This is a genomic window from Natronoarchaeum sp. GCM10025703, assembly GCF_042661985.1.
Lineage (GTDB): Archaea > Halobacteriota > Halobacteria > Halobacteriales > Natronoarchaeaceae > Natranaeroarchaeum.
Genome location: NZ_JBHSZF010000001.1, coordinates 1,032,778 through 1,050,305, shown reverse-complemented (window position 1 = coordinate 1,050,305; position 17,528 = coordinate 1,032,778). Strand labels below are relative to the sequence as shown.

Here is a 17,528-nt window from a genome sequence, read left to right as displayed (position 1 = left end):
AGGCTTGGCCAGGTAGTTCAGGAACACAAAAAGAGTACGTTTCGTGTGCTTTCCAGCATCAGAGAGAATCCGATAGTAAATCGAGCTGCCCAGACTCAGTCCCTCTCCTCCTGATCACTCACACCACCTGAAAGCCGACCCAGTACATACGCTGCCCCACTGACACCGAACAGTGAGCCGACGACGCCGGGGCCTGGCGAGCCATCGTCGTCCTGGTCGCCACCCGCAGATTCGCTCGTGGTCTCCCCAGACATTGAGTTATCATGGTCTTGCTCTCCCTCGTCGTCAGTCTCGCCCGCCGATTCGTCTTCACCCACGTCAACTGTAACGATGAATGACGTACTGTCCTCACCGGTCGCCTCGTTCGTGACGAGTAACTCGATATCGTACTCGCCCGGCTCGTCGAACTCGCGAGTAACGGTCTCACCGGTCAGTCTCTCGTCGCCGTCGATCGTCCAGTCGTAGCTATCAATGGGGCTTTCGGGGCTCTCCGAATCGGTTCCGTCGAAGGTTACTGTCTCTTCCGGCATGGGCGCGGCCGGCTCGTACGTGGCGACCGCATCAGGTTCGGGCGGCGGGGTCAGCGCGTAGAGCCAGTCCTGCTGGGACGTGATATATACCGTCTCGTTGGCGACTGCGGGTCGGCCCGTGATCGGGCGCGGGAACTGCTCGTTCGGGACGAGTCGCCATCGTTCGGTCCCGTCGGCGGTCGCCAGCGCATACACCGTCCCATCGTTGCTACCGACGTAGACGGTGTCGTCGACGAGCAATGGCGCAGCCCAGATCGAACCGCCCGTCCGGAACCGCCAGCGTTCGGTTCCATCGTCGGCGTCAATCGCGTAGAAGACACCCTCTTCGTCGCCGACGTATAGGGAGCCGTCGCCGACAGCCGCCCCCGCACGAGCTCTCGATTCGGTCTCGAAGCGCCACTGTTCGGTCCCATCGGCCGCGTCCAGTGCACGGACGTCGTGGGTTGGTACGTAGGCCGTTCCGTCGACGACCGCGGGAGCGGATTCGATGTCGCGTTCGACGTCTGCGGACCACTGTTCGGACCCGTCCTCGGCGTTCACTGCGTAGAGGGTACGATTCGTACTTCCCAGATAGATCGTTCCGTCGACGATGACAGCTCTGGCTATCGAGCGGTATACTAAGCGACGTACTAGGTGTCATATCTACCACAAGAACTCATACATCGCTAAGAGACCCAACAGACGGAACATGCCCTGATAGGCGTATAAGCGGCGATTCATACTCGGTTCGACGTCCGCAAGTAGTGAGACTAGCGCACACAAAAACGATCTAGGAAGCACCACCGTGGAAGGGACCACCAGCAGAAACCCGTGGGGGAGGCCACGCGTAGCGCCTGTACTGTCGACTTCCTCAGATGTGACCCCGACGTCGAGTATCTCGATCGACGTCCGAATGGCTTCATAATCGGCTCCCGTCTGTCGGTTTTCCATATTGGGGCCACGGCGTCGACGTGAATCCGCAACCCGACACGTCGGTGTATCGCGAAAACCGCGGTTATAGCCCACGTACACCGTGTGTAGCAGGCAGTGGCCACATAGCCGTCGGCAACAGAATACGTTCCTAGATCAGATCCATACTCAGTATAGAGACTTCCTACCGGCCTTACACACCGATTATGAACATTCAGTGACGTGCCCTCTGTACTCGAAAGCCTGTTTCGACCCCGGAGCGGGCTTTAGCCCAATTATGAACGACACAGAACTCGTCTCGAGTCGGGAGATGCGGCTTCCTTGTGCATACTGTCGATCACGACGTCGCTCTTTCTCGCAGGACAGGATTTGCTTGACCTCCTCCCGCGTGTGAACTACCCCTGCCTACTCGCCGCCGTTGGCGGCTCCTTGAGGCAGGGGCTTCCTGGTTCCACGACGCGCTTTGCAGGAACAACCGCAGTTCCCGTAGGGAGCGCAGTCTCCACAGGCGTTTCTTCGGAGTGACCCACTCCTAGTTCCGAAAGTCCGCGAGAAAGAATGTTCCACGCTGCGTTTGCGTCTCTATCTGCTCTGAAGCCACAGGCCGGACAAGAGTGCTCACGCACCCAGAGTGGTTTGTCGGTTTCGACGCCACACTGAGCGCACTCTTTGGTGGTTCCTTCGGGTTCAACGTCCACGAAGTGTGTCCCTTCGCGCTTGCATTTGTATTCGAGCAGCTCGGTGAAGGTGTTCCACGCAGCAGACGCGGTGTTGCGGCTGTTGCCCGGCGATTCCAGCATCCCTTTCACGTCAAGGTCCTCGACGGCGACCATCTCGTACTCCCGAGCGTAGTATGCCGAGAGTTTGTGAAGGAAGTCACGCCGCTTGCGCTTGATGTCGAGATGACACTCAGCGACACGCTGACGTTGCTTCTCCCAGTTGTTCGACCCATGCTCTTTGCGCGAGAGGTTCCGCTGCTCTCGTTCGAGCCTGTCTCGTTCTTCTGAGAGATCAAGTGAACCGACTGCCGTGCCGTCAGTGTCGTGAGCATACTTCAGAATCCCCACGTCGATGCCAACCATCTCGTCGGCGTCAATCTCCGCCAGCGACGGTTTGGGCGGTTCCTCTTTGTCGTCGACGGCGAAGGAGGCGTACCACTCACCAGTCGGTTCTTTCTTGAGCGTGACTTCTTTGACTGTTTCATCGTCGGGAATGTCTCGGTGGCACTCTATTGGAATATCCGCGAGTTTCGACAGTGAGAGCACAGTCTGACCGTTCTTCTTGTCGAACTCGAAGCCAGACTGGACGTATGTGAAACTGCGGAAGTCTCTGGGAGCTTTCCAGTTTAGACTCCCGACGTTGTAGCCCTTCTCTTTCAGTTCAGACAGTGCTTTGACGCTGTCCTCGATCCGCATGACAGCGGCCTGTGCAACCGTTGAGTACAGGTCGTTCAACTCCTCCCACCAGTCTTTGAGGTCGGTAAGTTGATCGCGGACCTGTCGCACTCGTTGGTTGAGTGTTCCCGCCGATTCGGGGATCTCGGTAAATTCTCCAAGGGCGTGGTTGTAGAGTTGCCTACAGGTATCGCGGTAGTGATCCAACAACTCACGCTGTTCGGTGGTTGGCTTGAGCCGGAACCTGTAGGCGTAGTGCATCGGTTACTTGATTGGGTCTGATGTCCGGACGATTTTCACGTCTGCGCCACGCCAGTCTTTGGGAACGAGGACATGTGCGCCGTTGCCGGTGGCTTTCACCTCGCCTTCGATGACTTCGAGGCCTTCAATTTCGTGTCTATCCATCACCTATGTTTAGACATTGTTTCAACATAAACGTATCGGTTCGTGGGCCTGTGGGCCAGCAACAAGCAGGCGCATGATAGATGATGACGGCGGTGTATCCCCTCCCTACTGCGCTCCTTGTCCGCTTGCGCGGACTGCGGTGCTCGTTGAGGAAGGGGGATTAGCGCCTGCAATCAGCTAAAAACGGAGATTCTCACCGATGGACGATAGTTACGTCGAGGAGGCACTCGACGACGCGGAAGCGGCGTTCCAGCGAACTGCTGGACAGACGACTGAGTCTGATCTGGACATCTCGGACGACGCCCTTGTACAACTGCGGAAAGCGTGTCGACTCCTTGAGGCGGACGAACGCTTCGCAGCCGAAACGGATACTACACTGTCGTCATCGAGGCGTCGTTCGTGGCAATCGAACGGAGTATCCAGTTTTATAGAGAGCAAGGAGAATACCTGACCCTTTAGGGTCAGGATGAATCCGACAATACACTACACGCACCACCGTTCGATGACATTCCCGAGTTTCCAATCCGTAGTTTCAAGCGGTAACATCTCGTAGCAGGAGGTAAGGTCAGGTCGGAACGGAGCGATTCCGAACGGCCTTCGGAGGCGGTCTACCCGCCAGTAATGAGACAATATCCGAAACGCCAACACGGTGAACACGAACGCAGAAACATTCGCCTCTGTGCCTGTTGGTCGAGCAAGCCTCAAAGGTAACTCCGAGTCCGCTGAAGGGTCAGCGACTCTCTGCTGGCAAAAACAACAGATGGGAGTCAACGACGCCGAGGATAGGAGTAACGGCGGTTTGGCACCGCCAGTCAGCCGCTGTCCACGATGGCTGGGTTAGACAGGTTCCCGTTAAGTGGCAGAATCATGGTTGCGAACCTGAAACTCCCAACGCTCGGGATTCCTGCGTCTTTAGGCGCAGGAGGATGTCAAGTGACAACAATGGGCTAGTCTGCGCTGGCAGGAGTGCTGTCTGCATCGACGTCATCAAGAAGGGGGTAGTCGATATGCATCTCGATTTTGTCGAATGGGACCACGGGCTGGATCGCTCCACTGGGCCCTCCTTCCTCGAGTTCGAGGATACCCAGTACTTCGAGGTGTTGCAGATCTGTATGGACATCCGAGACGTCGCTGATCCAGGACGACGCAAGGACCGCAGCCACAGGCGAGGACCGCAGCGAGGCGCGCGACTCGAGCCTGCGGCCCCTTTCGGACTGGCAGTCGTGCGTATCACCCAGAACTACAATATCCGAATCCACTATCTTCTTACAGCGAGAGAATCCCGGCGTTTACGGCGTTGACGAGACGCTCCGCGTCTCGTTCGTACATCAGAACGCGGAGCGTTCTGAGGACGGGCGTGAATCTTTGCCATCTCCCGGACACGACAATCCAGGAGGTCGTCGAGACGCTCGATCTCCCCCAGCGAACGGTGTACGAGTACGTCGACAACCTCGAAGCCGCGGGGCTCATCGAGCAGTCCAACGAAGGGCGACCGGCCAAGTACGCCGCCTGTGGAATCGAACTTCGATTGGTAGACGGCAATGCTGAACGACTGGTGAGCCTGTGGGCCGGGAGAAACAACCCGGCGGCTGGTCGGCCACTGTCGGCTTCACCCTCGGGGTCAAGCCCCGAGGCACTCGGCCTGTTCCGCCTGTAGAGAGCGGCAATCGTCTCCCAGCCTCAAACGTTTGCCTGGTCGCGCGACGTGTCAGAATCGACCAGTGGAAGATCAACCTCGATCGTATCGTACCACACCGACGGCCGCTTTCGACGACCTTCCTGCTCGAACTCTATCAGGTGGAGTGCTTCGAGCTCCTCGAGATTGGTATGAACCTGTCGGACATCACGATCGACGAGCCGTGCCGTCTCTCGGATACTCTCTGGTGTGTGACGGACGATAGTACGGAGCAGTTCCAGATTCTTCGGTCGTGTGACACGGTGAATGTCGGCCGGATCATCGAAGATCACCTCGAAATGAGGCTCCGTCATTTCACCACGGTCAATCGCGGACAGTGCGTCCTGCAGGCTGTCGTCGTCGCCGCTCTGAAAGCGAATATACATCGTCCGGTCAGTCGAGTTACCAGGTTTCTCCATGAGTACGTACCTCCCGTTTGAATCGATCGAACAGTGCTTCGAGACCGTGGAACTCGATGTCCTCGGTATCGCCATCCACGGTATGTTTGTGATGCATCGTTGCTCCCGGGTGGTCCGGGAAATTGTCATACCGAAACCGTGTCCCACCGTCCCGACTCCCGTACTGCATTGAGTACTTGAGACCGTCGGGATATCGATCCGACGGCGGAACGTTCCACGCCTTCACCTCGGCATACGTCTCACCGAAATCCTTCGATACGCTGATTAGCAACTCCGCGTCGTCGCCACCCATCTATCGTTGTTTTGGGGCACAACATAATAAGTGATGTGGTTAGCTACAACACAAATAGTTGCTCACGTTGATCCAGTCCGGCCGGACGATCAACGCGATCAGCCTGGGGGTCCCGCGAGGTCACGAGCGGGACCTCGAGTGACCTTTTCGATTTCCCAGACAGAGCTCTCGATGGGTGCAGACCTCAATATTCACTCCCTGCGAACACATCGATAGAGGGGTGTGTCGTCTACATCTCTGGGCGCAACTGCGAGCAACGGTCTGAACACTACTGGTCGACATCTTTGAGGCAGCATTCCCGGGCTTCAGTCCGGGGAGGATATCAACTGTAGACTGAACTGCTTCCCTATTCATGAACTGTAATACAGTTCGGTCGAAGCTCCGCTTGCTCGCGGGCGTACCCGGAAACACTGACAGGCGCAGTGGCGCGTGCTGGCGCGCCGCCTGTGGCGCGCCACCATCACGCGAGGGTGGCGCTGAACGACGTGAAGCGCCACGGTTGGGGAGGACGAGGAGCGGTAGGGAGGGAAATCGAAAGGGGCCGCAGGCTCGGGGACGCACGACGACGCAAGGACCGCAGCCACAGGCGAGGACCGCAGCGAGGCGCGCGACTCGAGCCTGCGGGGGCTTTCGGACTGGCAGTCGTACTCTGTCATGCGTATCACCCAGAACTCCAGTATCTGAATCCTCTATCGAGTATAGAATACCGAGAGTTGGGCCCCTGTTGTCGAAAATCCCGGTCAGGGTGGATTGTCTGCGTCGTTGATTCCCTCGAACGTTTCGTTGGTGTACGCATACCGCCACCGTTGTACAATCGCACGGGTATGCCTACGAATGTGAGTGGACGCTGTCGGGGAGATCCGGAACACGGCTTCTGAAGCTCGTCGAGAGATGTTTCGAGGATTGCCATCGGATTCAGAATCGGTAAAGGATGTGGATTCACGGTACGGTGTTGCCCACGCTTCGTGATCAACTTGAAAGTGACTTGGACCCAGGGACTCGTGTGTTTCGTCCTGGTGCCATCCACATGACCACGGGGTGCTCGAATCGTTGTACTGGATACGGAACGCATCGCGCCCGGACTGGGGACGCCACTCGAATTCGAGTGTCGCTTTACCGGCAGCCTGGTCGAAAAAGATCCCCCGGTCGAGGGTTGCGACGAGACGGACTGGACGCATCGGACTTGGTTCAGCCTTGACAGCCGTGCTGCCGGCGTGACGTCGAAGGCGCGTTGCGACTCGTTTGTGGACCTCGTATCGGTGGAGATGCGTGTCTCCCGGAATCGGTGAGTTCCCCATTCGCTGGCACCAGGTCAGTTGGCAGAGGCGAGACGACTCTCGCGGGTCGCCTCGATCGTATCGTAGAGCTGAATGGCCTGCTTGATGAGCATGGCCTGGTGCTCGTAGTACTCCCAGTCCTCTGCATCGTGACGTCGCTGTCGACGGTCTGCTACCGGAAGATCATCACCAACGGTCGTCCGGAGTTCGTCAGCAGACTCCACATCGTATGTGTCCTTCCACTCGTCGATGTCAGTCCGAATGGCATCTAATTCGGCCGTGAGTTCGTCCTTTTGATGTTCGTTGACCAGGTCACGGATCTGATCGAAATACTGGGTCACTGGATCAGGGTAGTAGCACGTCTCGCGACCACGCTGGACCGTCGTGAGTGTATCTACCTCGACGAGTTGCGTGAGATACTTTTCGGCCGTGTTTCGGGCAACCCCAGCAGTCTCGGCAATTTCTCCCGCATTTTTTGGCTCGCGAACCGTCATGGCAACCTCCCGAATCCGATCCATCGTAGTCGTGTGATTGCCTGTTCGCCCGTTGCTCATATACGTACTCCGACCGCCAGCGACATTAGCTTTTTGCAACTCGATTCACTATTTTGAATTGGGCGTGTTGTTCGCTCGCAGATCGACAGACCCTCCCCGCGTCAGTCGGTACGAATCGCTCGAAGTTATCGATGCGATCACTCACCCATCGAAACCGTCTCCCCGTCGACGACAGCCGCCTCAGTCACAGTAACCGTCTCATCCGCAACCGTATACTCTCCTGCGTACGGAATCGTCACTCCAAACCGTCCCTCTCCATCGCTCTCAACCGTTCGTTCGTACTCGAGCGTTCTCCCGTCGACTCTCACCTCCGTCGCAACGGTAACGCTTTCGTTCGCGCCAGCCTCCCCCTCGATCGTCGCCCCGGGAACCATCGCGAACGCCGCTGCAGTGCGATCGTCGTCGACGGCCAGTAACCGATAGTGTGCAAGGCCCTGCTCACCAGCACCGAGGTCACCCAACAACTGGTCCTGGGTAGTCCCCTGCGCAACCGACCCGCCACGATCCGTAACCACGACGTAGCCGACGCGATTGCCAAAGTCGGCGTAGGACTCGTCAGGGCTGGCCCCACCGACGAAGCCGTTGTAGTTCGATCGTGCGTAGCCGTAACTACTCGACTCCCCGTTCACGTGGTAGTTCTGCATCCGATTCCGTGGCCACTCGTTCAGCACGAAGTTCTCGGGGTACTCCCGATCGACGCCCTCCTCGAACTCTTGGATCGCCTGGTTCGCCTCGTACTCGGCATCCGTGTAGGTGATCTGGCTCGTGAGCGACGGCACATAGATCAGGCCGAACCCACACACGAGCACGCCGATCACGAGGAGATACGATGCCTTCGTCCCGCCCGGCACGGAGATCGACGACCTGCGCCCGCCGTCTGCGACCGCTCCAGTCGTTTCCTTATCGCGGAACACCGTGAGCGGGCGGGCGAGCTCCACCGCCGACAGCAGATAGACGAAGCCGACGCCGCCGAGCACCGACAGCGGTACGATCAACTGTGCGGCGAAGCGGACCTGGATCGTCGCGAGCACGAGCCAGAAGCCAGTGTAGACGACCAGCAGCAGCCAGCCGGGCTCGTACTGGCGATACACGAGCACCGCGACCAGCGCGAAGACGGCCATTCCCAGATAGAACCCGACGCCGAGCTGGATCAGCGGGCCGAAGATCACTCCGTAATCGAAGGTGAACAGCGAGACCGACTCGGTGTAGCCCTCTCTGAGAAACAGATCGTCAGCCCGTTCCTGTGATCGTGCCCAATCTTCGGGGCGCATTCGCCGGAAGAGATACAGGCCAATACCGGCGAGTACCCCCTCGATAGCCACCAGTCCGACGGAATGGAGCTGCCATCGCCGCCAAGCCTCGCCCAGTACAACGACTGCCAATGCCCCAGCGAACACCATCACGGGCGTATAGGCCACGAAGCCGGCGTGCCACTCCCAGTTCGTGTGCAACCAGACGGATATTGCGGCACCGATACCGACCCCAACAAGCACAGGCAAGTTCGCAAGCGTGGGCGAGATCCCTTCCCGGGCGTCGACGACGGCACGAAGTCCGATATAGGCCGCGAGCGGGATGAACATGAGTGCCGAGCCACCCCATAGATGTGTGGTGATGCCCAGCGAGAGGCCAAGCACCCCAGCAACGAGCCACGTCATCGGGGTCTGGAGATGTCCAGACACTGCACCTCGTTGCCCCCTTTCTCCAGCCTCAATTCGTGTCTGTATGTCCATCGCCAGCCACGCCAGCGCCAGCAAGGTAACACCCAGCCAGAGGTACTGATGCAGTCGGTGCTCGATGAAGCCCACGCCCGTGTACACCGCGTGGACGGGCGCGACTGCGAGCAACACCACGGAGGCGAGCCCGATCCGGACGTCTGCAGTAATCACCACGGCGAGTTTGTACACCACGATCCCGAGCGCGAGCGTCGCAACGACGGGCAGCCAGGCGGCGACCATGTCCGCGGCCCACTGGTCCCCGCCGAGCATGGCGGCGAGCCACCAGTTCACGGCGTGGCTCAGGGGGCGCGTCCCGCCGACCCCATCGGGCATGTTCGCGATCACGTCGAGGTTCGTCGGGTCGGTCGATTCGGCCAGCAGCGTCTCCATCCAATATCTGTAGTAGTACGGATCGTTCCCCGGGGAGACGACGTCATCCCCCGGAACACCGATCGGTACTGGGTGATGCGCATCACGAACAGGAAGGTAAGCGCGCCGGCCAGCCCGGCCATCGCGCGCAGGTCAATGTCGAGTGAGGGGTCGAATCCCGCAAGCACTCCGCCCTCACCACCATCGTCAGCCGCCTCAAGTGATTCGCCGGCAAGTGCCGACTCCACGGCGTCCCGATCAGCAACGCGATACTCGCCGTCGACCTTTTCCACGATCCCCTGTGAGACTAATTCACCGAAAGTGCCCGAGTCGGCAGCGATATCCTCGAACAACCACGTGCCGTGCTCGGCGTCTACTTCGAGCACATCTGCCAAGACGGTCTCGGCATCAGAATCGTCATCCAGAAACGTGGCGGTTGCCTCCCACACGGTCTCTGGATCGTTGCCGGCGTCAGCAGTCATTGCTTCAAGTAGTTCTATTGGCCTACCATGTGCTTTTCGCTCCAATCAGCATCGTAGTTGGCACTCGATGCGTGGTGGCGATCGGTTATGATCGAGTCGCAGAGGACCAGCAGCTCGCATCTGATCCGGACGTACACGTCCCGAATCTCGTCCATCGTCATTGTGTATCCCCACGGAACAGTGTTGCAGTGCCCCCGATCGGTCCATCTGCGAACGGCTGTTTGTTGCGCCCTGACCCACCGGACCAGCTGCTGCATTCGCCGTGATTTTTCCTACAGAGACTAAGGGAACACCAAAGGAGCGGGGCCCCTGCAGCGTTCACTCATAACGTACCCCCTCCATCGGCGGGCTGTACGCTCGCAGCGCAAGTTCAGTCAAGCAAAGTCGCTGGCTCCGCGCGGTCGGGCATGCGATAGTGCCGAGCCGCCCACCCACGAGCACTTCCGTCGCCCCGAGCGTCGGCGTTCGAACTGTGCCGGGCGCGCATCCCCAACAGTAGAGCCGCGGAACGTCCCACACCGCCCTGTCGGCACAGCGGTACGCGTACGCGAACACGAGGTCCGTCTCGACGAAGGCAGTTCCACAGTCGGCACACTGAGGACCGGTCGCGGACGGCCCGACGGGATGGCCCGTCAACACCTGTTCGGGCGCGGCAGACACTGTCGGGTCGACGATCAGAGGTTCGCTGGCAGTGTCGTCGACGACCTGCGGACGGGCGTCTTTACCGACCATGGGTCCTCCTCGCGGCATACTCTCGTGACGGATCGAAGCACTCGAAACAGGGGAGTGCGTCCCCAGCCGGGCCGTCACACCAGTCGTACTCACAGTGCGATTCGTCGTCGACATCTTTTTTGCGTGTGGTATCCGTAGTAGCCATTGCTTCTCACCTGCGAGAATCGTGAAATATCCCCGCAAATCTAGCAAATGAATTAGGATATTCTCGTCAATATATTCAATTCAGGTTAATACGTCTACGTGAACATGGTATTGTGCGAAACATTGAACGGGGAGTCTGCGAAATTATCGAGGATCCAGAAAGCCAGTAACAATATTGAGTAATAAAGTATATATTTTTAAATAAATTTTAATATATGGTACTCTACTTAGTATCCCTCACTAATTATACATATATATTAGACGAATGAATCGCTCAAATGGTTTTCTAATATATGTGGGTAGGTGCCGTATGGCACTCTCTGAGCGTGTTCCGTTGATGAAACCAGGCCATCGAGTGCGGAACGTGGCAGTGGGGTTTGGCTACTTCATCGTCGTGATGAGTCTCCTGAGCGCGCTGGGCGGTGACGATATCGACGATGACGAGCCAGCACCCGAAGCAGAACCCGAGATGTCGAGCGACGACGCGGATACAGAGGACGAACCAGCCGACCTCGAGACCGAAGAAGAGTCCACGGATGACGCCGACTCGGAGGCTGAAGACGAGACTGATCCGCCCGACGAGGAGCCAGTAGAGGATGCAGAAGACACGACGGAGGTCACAGAAGAAGAACCTGCTGAGGAAACGACCGATCTCACTGAAGAGGATCTCCTGATGATGTTCGAGTTGGTCGTCGAAGGTGAAGGAGGATTAGAACTCGCTGATGTCGAGCGCGACGGCGAAGTCCTCCACGTCGAATACTACCCACAAGGCACGACCGAAGCGGAGATCAGCGAGGAGATCGGCTACCTGACTGGCGCGTATATCGGCGCGACAGCCGAGGGGCTCGACACCGAGCGCATGGAGGTGACGGCGTTACACCCGGTTGACGAATCGGCGGTGTCGCACTTCTACGTCGAACGCGAGTGGGTGGATGCCCATCTCGACGACGAGCTGACGGTGGAAGAGCTGACGATGGAGGTGCTCATGACCCTGAGGTCGAGGACGAAACAGCGAGCGTCGGTGCGCCAGCCTACGAGCGTAGCGTCAGCAGTGCGGGCTGAACGACCGGTTTTCCAATAGCCAACGAAGTGGTCAGCCTCGACACGATACTGCTCTTGTTCGAGGCGGACACGAGTCGCAAAGAGTAGACCATGATACGTAATGTGGACTGAGCCCGAAGCTCACGTCCCGTGCGGTGATGATAAAGAGGTCGTCGTAATCGGTCATCGGGATCACGTTCCAGCGGAACTACGGGTGTGTGTCTGGCGATCCGATGCTCGAGCACGTAAACGTTCCGGACGGCGCCCTCCGCCACGCTGGCGGCCGATTTACCTCGTACAGCCCGCCCCACTCCGGTGCCGTCATCAGCCACACCCCTCAGTAACGGGCGCGTAGTCGAAGATTATATTCAACAGTGTAACAGAAAGAACGGTATCATGATTCATAGCCCATCGAATCGCTCCCGGAGTGATCGCTCGTGGACCTGATCGACGACTACGGACGCATCGCGGGCCTGGTCAACGTCATCGACCTGTTGGCGGTCCTCGGGGTCACGGCCGTCCTCGTGGCTGGCCTCGCCCTGCTCGACGTAAGCACGCTGGCAGTCGGTGGCGTGCTCGCGGTCGGCGCGCTCGCGGTCGGCGCGCTCGCGTACGCCGACGACCCCGACACGAGAACGGTCTACGCCGTCCTCGATGTCGGGACGGTCCCGCCCTCGGTGGCCCGAAAGCTCATCGACGGCGCGGGCGCCCTCTCGGTCGTCGACGCTTACCTCACGCCCGCGCCCGACGGCGTGGAGACGGTCGTCGAAGTCGCCCTGGACCAGCGCCCCTACCAGTCCGCGCCGGAGTATCGCGGGCAGGAACTCGAGGACGGCAGCGAGCTCACGCTCCGAGTCGGCGCCCGAGACCTCGACGCGACCGTGCTCGAAACGAACGCGGAGCCGAGCCTCGACCGGACCGAGACGGCCCTGCTCGTGAGCGCGGAGCTCCCGATCGAGACCGCACTCGCCATCGAGGACGGCGACAGCTTCCCGCTTGCCGGCCGCGAGGTCGCCACGGTCGAGTCGGTCGCCCGCGGCGGCACGACCGATCCCGACGTGGTCAGAACGGCGCTCGGGCTCACCGTCGATACCCGGCTGGTCGAAGACGCCCGGGAGTTCGCGGGCGAGCCGCTTCGCACCGGCCGCGAGATCCCGTTCCGAACCGCGCGCTACGAACTCGAGGGAACGATCGATCGCGTCGGGACGACCGAGGCGTTCGGCGAGCCGGTTACACGAACCCTGACGGTGAAGGCGACCGACGTCTCCCCGGACTGGCGGGACGCGATCGAACCGGGCCTCGAGGAACGGATCGGCGGCGAGACGATAGCTACCGTCCAGTCGGTCTCCCCACCGGACGGCGCCGCGGACGAGCTCGCCCGGACCGACGGCACCGGGACCGATCTCCGCCTGACAGTGGAGCTGGCTGCCCGCGAGACGGAATCCGGGCTCCGGTTCAAGGGCGCGCCGATCGAACTGGGCTCGACGGTGACGCTTTCGCTCGGCACGCTCACCCTCACCCCGACCGTCGTCGGGCTGGAGTGAGATGGCCGCACACCCCAACTGGCGGCGCGCGGTCCAGCGTCGCCTCCGAGCCATCATGACCGGGTCGGTGCTGTATCGCCTCGCCCGACGAGCGACGGCCACAGTACCGACCCCCGGCGACGCCGAGACCGGCGGGCTCTGGGAGGTCCTTCGCTGCTCGTGGCTCGCCCGCTGGCTCACCGCCGAGCCCGACCCGGACGTGATCGTCATCGACCTCCGGGAGGTGCGGACGGTCCGTCCGTTCGTTCTCGCGCTCGAGTCCGTCCTCGACGGCCTGGCGACCGCGACGGTCTACTCGCGGACCGGCGCGGTGGCCTACCGCGGGCTCGAACAGCTCGCGCGTGCGCCGGTCCGGAGCGCGGGCAGTGTGCTCCTCCTCGCGACGGGTGCGGGCGGCCTCGTCACGGTCACGGGCGACGGCCCGTCGACGACCACCCTGGGCGTGCTCGGGGCCAGCGCGCTCGTAGGACTGCTCGCGCTCCTCGAGACGCGCTCGTGGGGAGAACTCCGCGAGACGCGACCGATCAGGTGGCTCGCGAGCGCGTTTAGTCCGCCCGAACCCCCGAACGCAACTCCGAGCGCTGAGACGCCGAGGGAGCCAGAGCACCGGTCGTGGAGACGGCCTGAACGCGCTCTGTTGATCGGACTCCTAGACGATGCGTCAAGTGTTCGTGACACTCATGTGTAACACCCTCATCCGAAATCCACGCGACAGGAGTCGCCCCACGTTTCGTATACGTTTCGATCACGAACCAGGTGCCGACAAATGTTATTGAATCAATAAGTCTTATACAATAGGGGATCAATCAATGCGATAACATGAGCACCGACGACGACTCCACACCATTCCCCCAGTCGATCCGGCACAAACAGGTACTGGATACGGCGGAGGACCATCCGGACGCCTCGATCGACGAGATCGCCGCGATGGTGCCGAGTGCGACGCCCGACCTGGTCGAGCGGGTGTTCGACGAGTACGGCGATCCGGCGGCCGACGAGGACGCGACGGAGGAGTCGAGCCCCGAGGACCCGTCGATGGAGAGCGACGACCGCGACGACCCCGACACCGCTGAGGCCACGACCGACGCCGTCACACGGAACGAGGAAGCCGTCTCGGACGAGGCACCGACGCCTGACGGCGGCGCGGCGTCCGACGGGGAACCGACGTCCGATGCCGAAGGCGCACCAGAGGAGACCAGCCCCAGTGGACCGGACGAGTCGACGGAGCCCACCACGGAGGGGACCGAGGACAGCCACGCAGGCGAAGATGCAGCTGAGAGCGCGTCCGACGACCTCCCCACCGCGGAGACGCTCTCGGAGAAACAGCGCGAGGTGCTGGCCGTCGTCGCCGAGCGGCCCGCGGCGACCCAGCAGGAGATCGGCGATCGTCTGGACGTCTCGAGCGCGACCGTGAGCAACCGCGTGAACAGCATCGAGGGGTTCGACTGGAGCGCCCGCGAGACGCTCGTCGAGCAGGTGTTCGACGAACCGCCGACGGCGGCCGTCACGACGGATGGTGGACCGGCGGTCGAAAGTACCTCCACAGATACAGAACAGCCCGAGTCGACCGATATCGGACAGTCGGAATCGACCACCGCGGACGACGAACAGGCTGACACGGACGGTTCCGATCCGACGGCCGAAATCGAAGACGAGCTCGCCCGGATCAACGAACGACTCGCTGCCCTCGAAGCGGCCGACGAGCAGGAATCAAGCAGCGAATCCGCGGGCACCGACTCCGCCTTTGCCGATCCCGCGCTCGTCCACAAGGTCGCCCACGCCTGTCTGGACTCCGACGCCATCTCGGAGGCCGAGGAGCTGCGTATCTTCGAGGAACTGCTGGAGTGAGGCCATCGGGCCGTTCACGATCAGATTTTTTATTGTATTCCTATTAGGAATAGTATGCCTAATAGGAAAGATTCTATCACGATCGAGCTGGAGTATCCGTTCCCGGACGAGCGAGTGTTTCGCTATCAGGCCAGCAGGACGTTCTCGAGATCCTGATCGATCAACCGTACACCAGGTACTCGGTGACCGAACTCGCAACCCTCACGGGAGCCAACCAGGGGACGATCTCGAAGGCAGTCGGGCTGCTCGACGAACTTGACGCCGTCGAGACCATACAAGACGGCCGTGCTCAACAGGTGCAGATCAATCGTGAGCGGATAACGAAGCCGGATCCAGTGCTCGCCATTCCCCAAGCGGAGTTCCACCAACCGATTCGGGCGTTCCTACAACGACTCCAGGAAGCGGTGGCGGAGTTGGTCGGGGTCGTCCTTTTCGGGAGTGTTGCCCGAGGTGATGCCGACAGGGCCAGCGACATCGATCTCCTGGTGGTCGTCGAGGGCGACAAGACGGAGGACCGGCGATCCGTCCAGTCAGTCGTTGCCGATCTCGAGGACCGGAAGTTCGAGGGCAACCGATACACGTTCCAGCCGCTCGTGGAATCGACGGACAGCGTACGGCGAATTGGTGATCAACTCCGGCCGCAGTTCGACGACGGGATCACGTTGGTCGAGTCCGACCAACTCACCGAGCTCCGGACGGAGGTGTACACCGATGGTGAATGACGAGATTCGGGAGAAGTTGGTCGCAACCGAGCGGACCTTTGAGGGTGCTCCCGGAACGATAGAGGACGGGCTGGACATCGACGATGCAGAGTTGGTCCAACTTCGCCGCGCCTGCCGGCTATTGGATGTCGGGTCGAACTTGCTGAAAAAGGCTACTACACAGTGGTGATCGAGTCGGCGTTCGTGGCGATCGAGCGTACCATCCAGTTCCGGCTGATCCACGACGGGGCAATGGCCACTGAAGAGGTTATCAGTAGTCACCGACGGCTCTACCAGCGTGGGGCCGAGATCGGGCTGTACGACGACGCCTTCGGTGACGACCTCGCTGAGCTGTGGAACCGGAACCGGACCAAGACCTACTATCGGCTCGGAATCGCAACGAAGGAACAAGCCGAGGCGATGCACCTGCTCGCCGACGACCTGCACCAGCACCTCGTCGATATGAGCCGGGTCTCGGACGAGTGCCTCTGTCGGGAATAACGGGTCCCCCAACGAATCGGTGGGGATCGTGGTCTCGGGCCGGTGATTCGGTCAACATCCCGAGCTCTATCGATAGTATATTTGTCAGCAGAGCTACTGCTGGACTGACGCGTCCGTCTCAGCGAGTATCGATACTTATTACCCCACCCAATCGGCAGTGAGCACACAGTGACTTACACGGATCTGATCATTGCGATCCTCGCGGGGATCGTCCAGGGGGTCGTCGAATGGCTGCCCGTCTCCAGTCAGGGCAACCTCGCGTTGTTTCTGACGGCTGTCGGGACGGAACCCGATGTCGCGCTCCAACTCGCGCTCTTTCTCCAGATGGGGACCACAGTGTCGGCCGCCAGCTACTACCGTAACGAGATCGCGACGGCGACGCGTGCCGCCCCCGAGTGGCGACCCCGCGCCGCCTTCGAGGGCCAGAACGCGCTCGTCTCATTCATCGTGGTTGCCTGCTTCGCGACGGGGATCGTCGGCATCCCGCTCTACATCTACGCGGTCGATCTCGCCGGCCAGCTCACGGGCGGCGTCTTCATCGCCCTGATCGGCGTCCTGCTCGTCGCGACCGGCATCCTCCAGCTCGCCTCCGAGTCGGTCGGGATGGGCATTCGCGAGGACCCCACCTTTCTCGACGCCTGCCTCGTCGGCGGCGCACAGGGTATCGCGATCCTGCCGGGCATCTCGCGGTCGGGCGTCACCACCAGTGCCCTGTTGTTCCGGAGCTACGACCCGCCCGTCGCGTTCCGCCTTTCCTTCCTGCTGTCGATCCCTGCGAGCCTCTCGGCCGCGGCGCTGACGGTCGCTGGGGCGGGCGGGCTGCCGGGGATCAGCCCGACTGCGGCCGTGCTGGCGATGGGTTCGAGCGCCATCGTCGGCTACTTCACGATCGACCTGCTGATGCGGGTCGTCGAACGCCTGCCGTTCTGGCTCATCTGTTTCGGCCTGGGCGGCCTCGCCATCGTCGGCGGCGGGATCGTCTCGGTCGTCGTCTGA

19 protein-coding genes and 1 pseudogene are annotated in these 17,528 nt (G+C 60.6%); 10 read left to right on the top strand and 10 right to left on the bottom strand.

The window, feature by feature from the left end; genetic code table 11:
* Positions 1-95 precede the first annotated feature (95 nt).
* The 3 genes from ACFQH2_RS05935 to ACFQH2_RS05925 all read right to left on the bottom strand — a co-directional run bounded on the left by ACFQH2_RS05935 (position 96) and on the right by ACFQH2_RS05925 (position 3,238).
* Positions 96-1,121: a PQQ-binding-like beta-propeller repeat protein gene (locus tag ACFQH2_RS05935; protein WP_377057012.1), complete on the bottom strand. Its 1,026-nt coding sequence runs from the start codon at positions 1,119-1,121 to the stop codon at positions 96-98.
* Positions 1,122-1,834: 713 nt separating this feature from the next.
* On the bottom strand, positions 1,835-3,094 hold the full coding sequence (locus tag ACFQH2_RS05930) for an RNA-guided endonuclease InsQ/TnpB family protein (protein ID WP_377076541.1): 1,260 nt from the start codon (positions 3,092-3,094) through the stop codon (positions 1,835-1,837).
* A 3-nt stretch (positions 3,095-3,097) separates the two neighbouring features.
* Positions 3,098-3,238, bottom strand: coding sequence for a DUF2080 family transposase-associated protein (locus ACFQH2_RS05925; protein ID WP_377051850.1), 141 nt, complete (start codon positions 3,236-3,238; stop codon positions 3,098-3,100).
* Positions 3,239-3,437: 199 nt separating this feature from the next.
* On the opposite strand from ACFQH2_RS05925, the gene ACFQH2_RS05920 reads away from it, so the two are divergent.
* The gene (locus ACFQH2_RS05920; protein WP_377051848.1) at positions 3,438-3,689 is read left to right on the top strand and encodes a hypothetical protein; all 252 of its coding nucleotides are present in this window, start codon (positions 3,438-3,440) and stop codon (positions 3,687-3,689) included.
* Positions 3,690-4,185: 496 nt separating this feature from the next.
* Here the strand turns inward: ACFQH2_RS05920 and ACFQH2_RS05915 are convergent.
* Positions 4,186-4,368: pseudogene (locus tag ACFQH2_RS05915) on the bottom strand (transcriptional regulator); the annotation flags it as partial.
* Positions 4,369-4,535: 167 nt separating this feature from the next.
* On the opposite strand from ACFQH2_RS05915, the gene ACFQH2_RS05910 reads away from it, so the two are divergent.
* Positions 4,536-4,895 carry a helix-turn-helix domain-containing protein gene (locus ACFQH2_RS05910; protein WP_377076540.1) on the top strand — a complete coding sequence of 120 codons (360 nt, stop codon included), beginning with the start codon at positions 4,536-4,538 and terminating at the stop codon, positions 4,893-4,895.
* A gap of 23 nt (positions 4,896-4,918) precedes the next feature.
* Here ACFQH2_RS05910 and ACFQH2_RS05905 read toward each other — a convergent pair whose 3' ends face one another.
* From ACFQH2_RS05905 to ACFQH2_RS05880, 6 genes are all read right to left on the bottom strand, one after another.
* Positions 4,919-5,332 (bottom strand): transcriptional regulator, encoded by a 414-nt coding sequence (locus ACFQH2_RS05905; RefSeq protein WP_377051844.1) that lies wholly within the window; start codon positions 5,330-5,332, stop codon positions 4,919-4,921.
* Positions 5,316-5,624: a toxin-antitoxin system TumE family protein gene (locus ACFQH2_RS05900; RefSeq protein ID WP_377051842.1), complete on the bottom strand. Its 309-nt coding sequence runs from the start codon at positions 5,622-5,624 to the stop codon at positions 5,316-5,318. The genes ACFQH2_RS05905 and ACFQH2_RS05900 overlap by 17 nt, the downstream gene beginning before the upstream one ends.
* A 1,312-nt stretch (positions 5,625-6,936) precedes the next feature.
* Positions 6,937-7,455, bottom strand: coding sequence for an ArsR/SmtB family transcription factor (locus ACFQH2_RS05895; RefSeq protein ID WP_377051840.1), 519 nt, complete (start codon positions 7,453-7,455; stop codon positions 6,937-6,939).
* 137 nt (positions 7,456-7,592) lie between these two features.
* The gene (locus ACFQH2_RS05890) at positions 7,593-9,560 is read right to left on the bottom strand and encodes an MFS transporter (protein WP_377076539.1); all 1,968 of its coding nucleotides are present in this window, start codon (positions 9,558-9,560) and stop codon (positions 7,593-7,595) included.
* Positions 9,512-10,021, bottom strand: a complete 510-nt coding sequence (locus ACFQH2_RS05885) for a hypothetical protein (protein WP_377076538.1) — start codon at positions 10,019-10,021, stop codon at positions 9,512-9,514. Before ACFQH2_RS05885 ends, ACFQH2_RS05890 begins: the two co-directional genes overlap by 49 nt.
* A 318-nt stretch (positions 10,022-10,339) precedes the next feature.
* On the bottom strand, positions 10,340-10,753 hold the full coding sequence (locus tag ACFQH2_RS05880; RefSeq protein ID WP_377076537.1) for a hypothetical protein: 414 nt from the start codon (positions 10,751-10,753) through the stop codon (positions 10,340-10,342).
* Between the two features lie 454 nt (positions 10,754-11,207).
* Here ACFQH2_RS05880 and ACFQH2_RS05875 point away from each other — a divergent pair, with 454 nt between their 5' ends.
* The 8 genes from ACFQH2_RS05875 to ACFQH2_RS05840 all read left to right on the top strand — a co-directional run bounded on the left by ACFQH2_RS05875 (position 11,208) and on the right by ACFQH2_RS05840 (position 17,528).
* Positions 11,208-11,978 carry a hypothetical protein gene (locus ACFQH2_RS05875; protein WP_377076536.1) on the top strand — a complete coding sequence of 257 codons (771 nt, stop codon included), beginning with the start codon at positions 11,208-11,210 and terminating at the stop codon, positions 11,976-11,978.
* A gap of 397 nt (positions 11,979-12,375) precedes the next feature.
* Positions 12,376-13,482, top strand: coding sequence for a hypothetical protein (locus ACFQH2_RS05870; protein WP_377051832.1), 1,107 nt, complete (start codon positions 12,376-12,378; stop codon positions 13,480-13,482).
* Position 13,483: 1 nt separating this feature from the next.
* Positions 13,484-14,170, top strand: a complete 687-nt coding sequence (locus ACFQH2_RS05865; protein WP_377076535.1) for a hypothetical protein — start codon at positions 13,484-13,486, stop codon at positions 14,168-14,170.
* A gap of 131 nt (positions 14,171-14,301) precedes the next feature.
* Entirely contained in the window at positions 14,302-15,330 is a 1,029-nt protein-coding gene (locus ACFQH2_RS05860) for a winged helix-turn-helix transcriptional regulator (RefSeq protein WP_377051828.1), read from the top strand.
* 182 nt (positions 15,331-15,512) lie between these two features.
* Positions 15,513-16,052 (top strand): nucleotidyltransferase domain-containing protein, encoded by a 540-nt coding sequence (locus ACFQH2_RS05855; RefSeq protein WP_377051826.1) that lies wholly within the window; start codon positions 15,513-15,515, stop codon positions 16,050-16,052.
* Positions 16,042-16,221 carry a hypothetical protein gene (locus ACFQH2_RS05850; RefSeq protein ID WP_377051824.1) on the top strand — a complete coding sequence of 60 codons (180 nt, stop codon included), beginning with the start codon at positions 16,042-16,044 and terminating at the stop codon, positions 16,219-16,221. Before ACFQH2_RS05855 ends, ACFQH2_RS05850 begins: the two co-directional genes overlap by 11 nt.
* Positions 16,222-16,235: 14 nt before the next feature.
* Entirely contained in the window at positions 16,236-16,532 is a 297-nt protein-coding gene (locus ACFQH2_RS05845; protein ID WP_377051822.1) for a hypothetical protein, read from the top strand.
* A 168-nt stretch (positions 16,533-16,700) separates the two neighbouring features.
* Positions 16,701-17,528: an undecaprenyl-diphosphate phosphatase gene (locus tag ACFQH2_RS05840; protein WP_377051820.1), complete on the top strand. Its 828-nt coding sequence runs from the start codon at positions 16,701-16,703 to the stop codon at positions 17,526-17,528.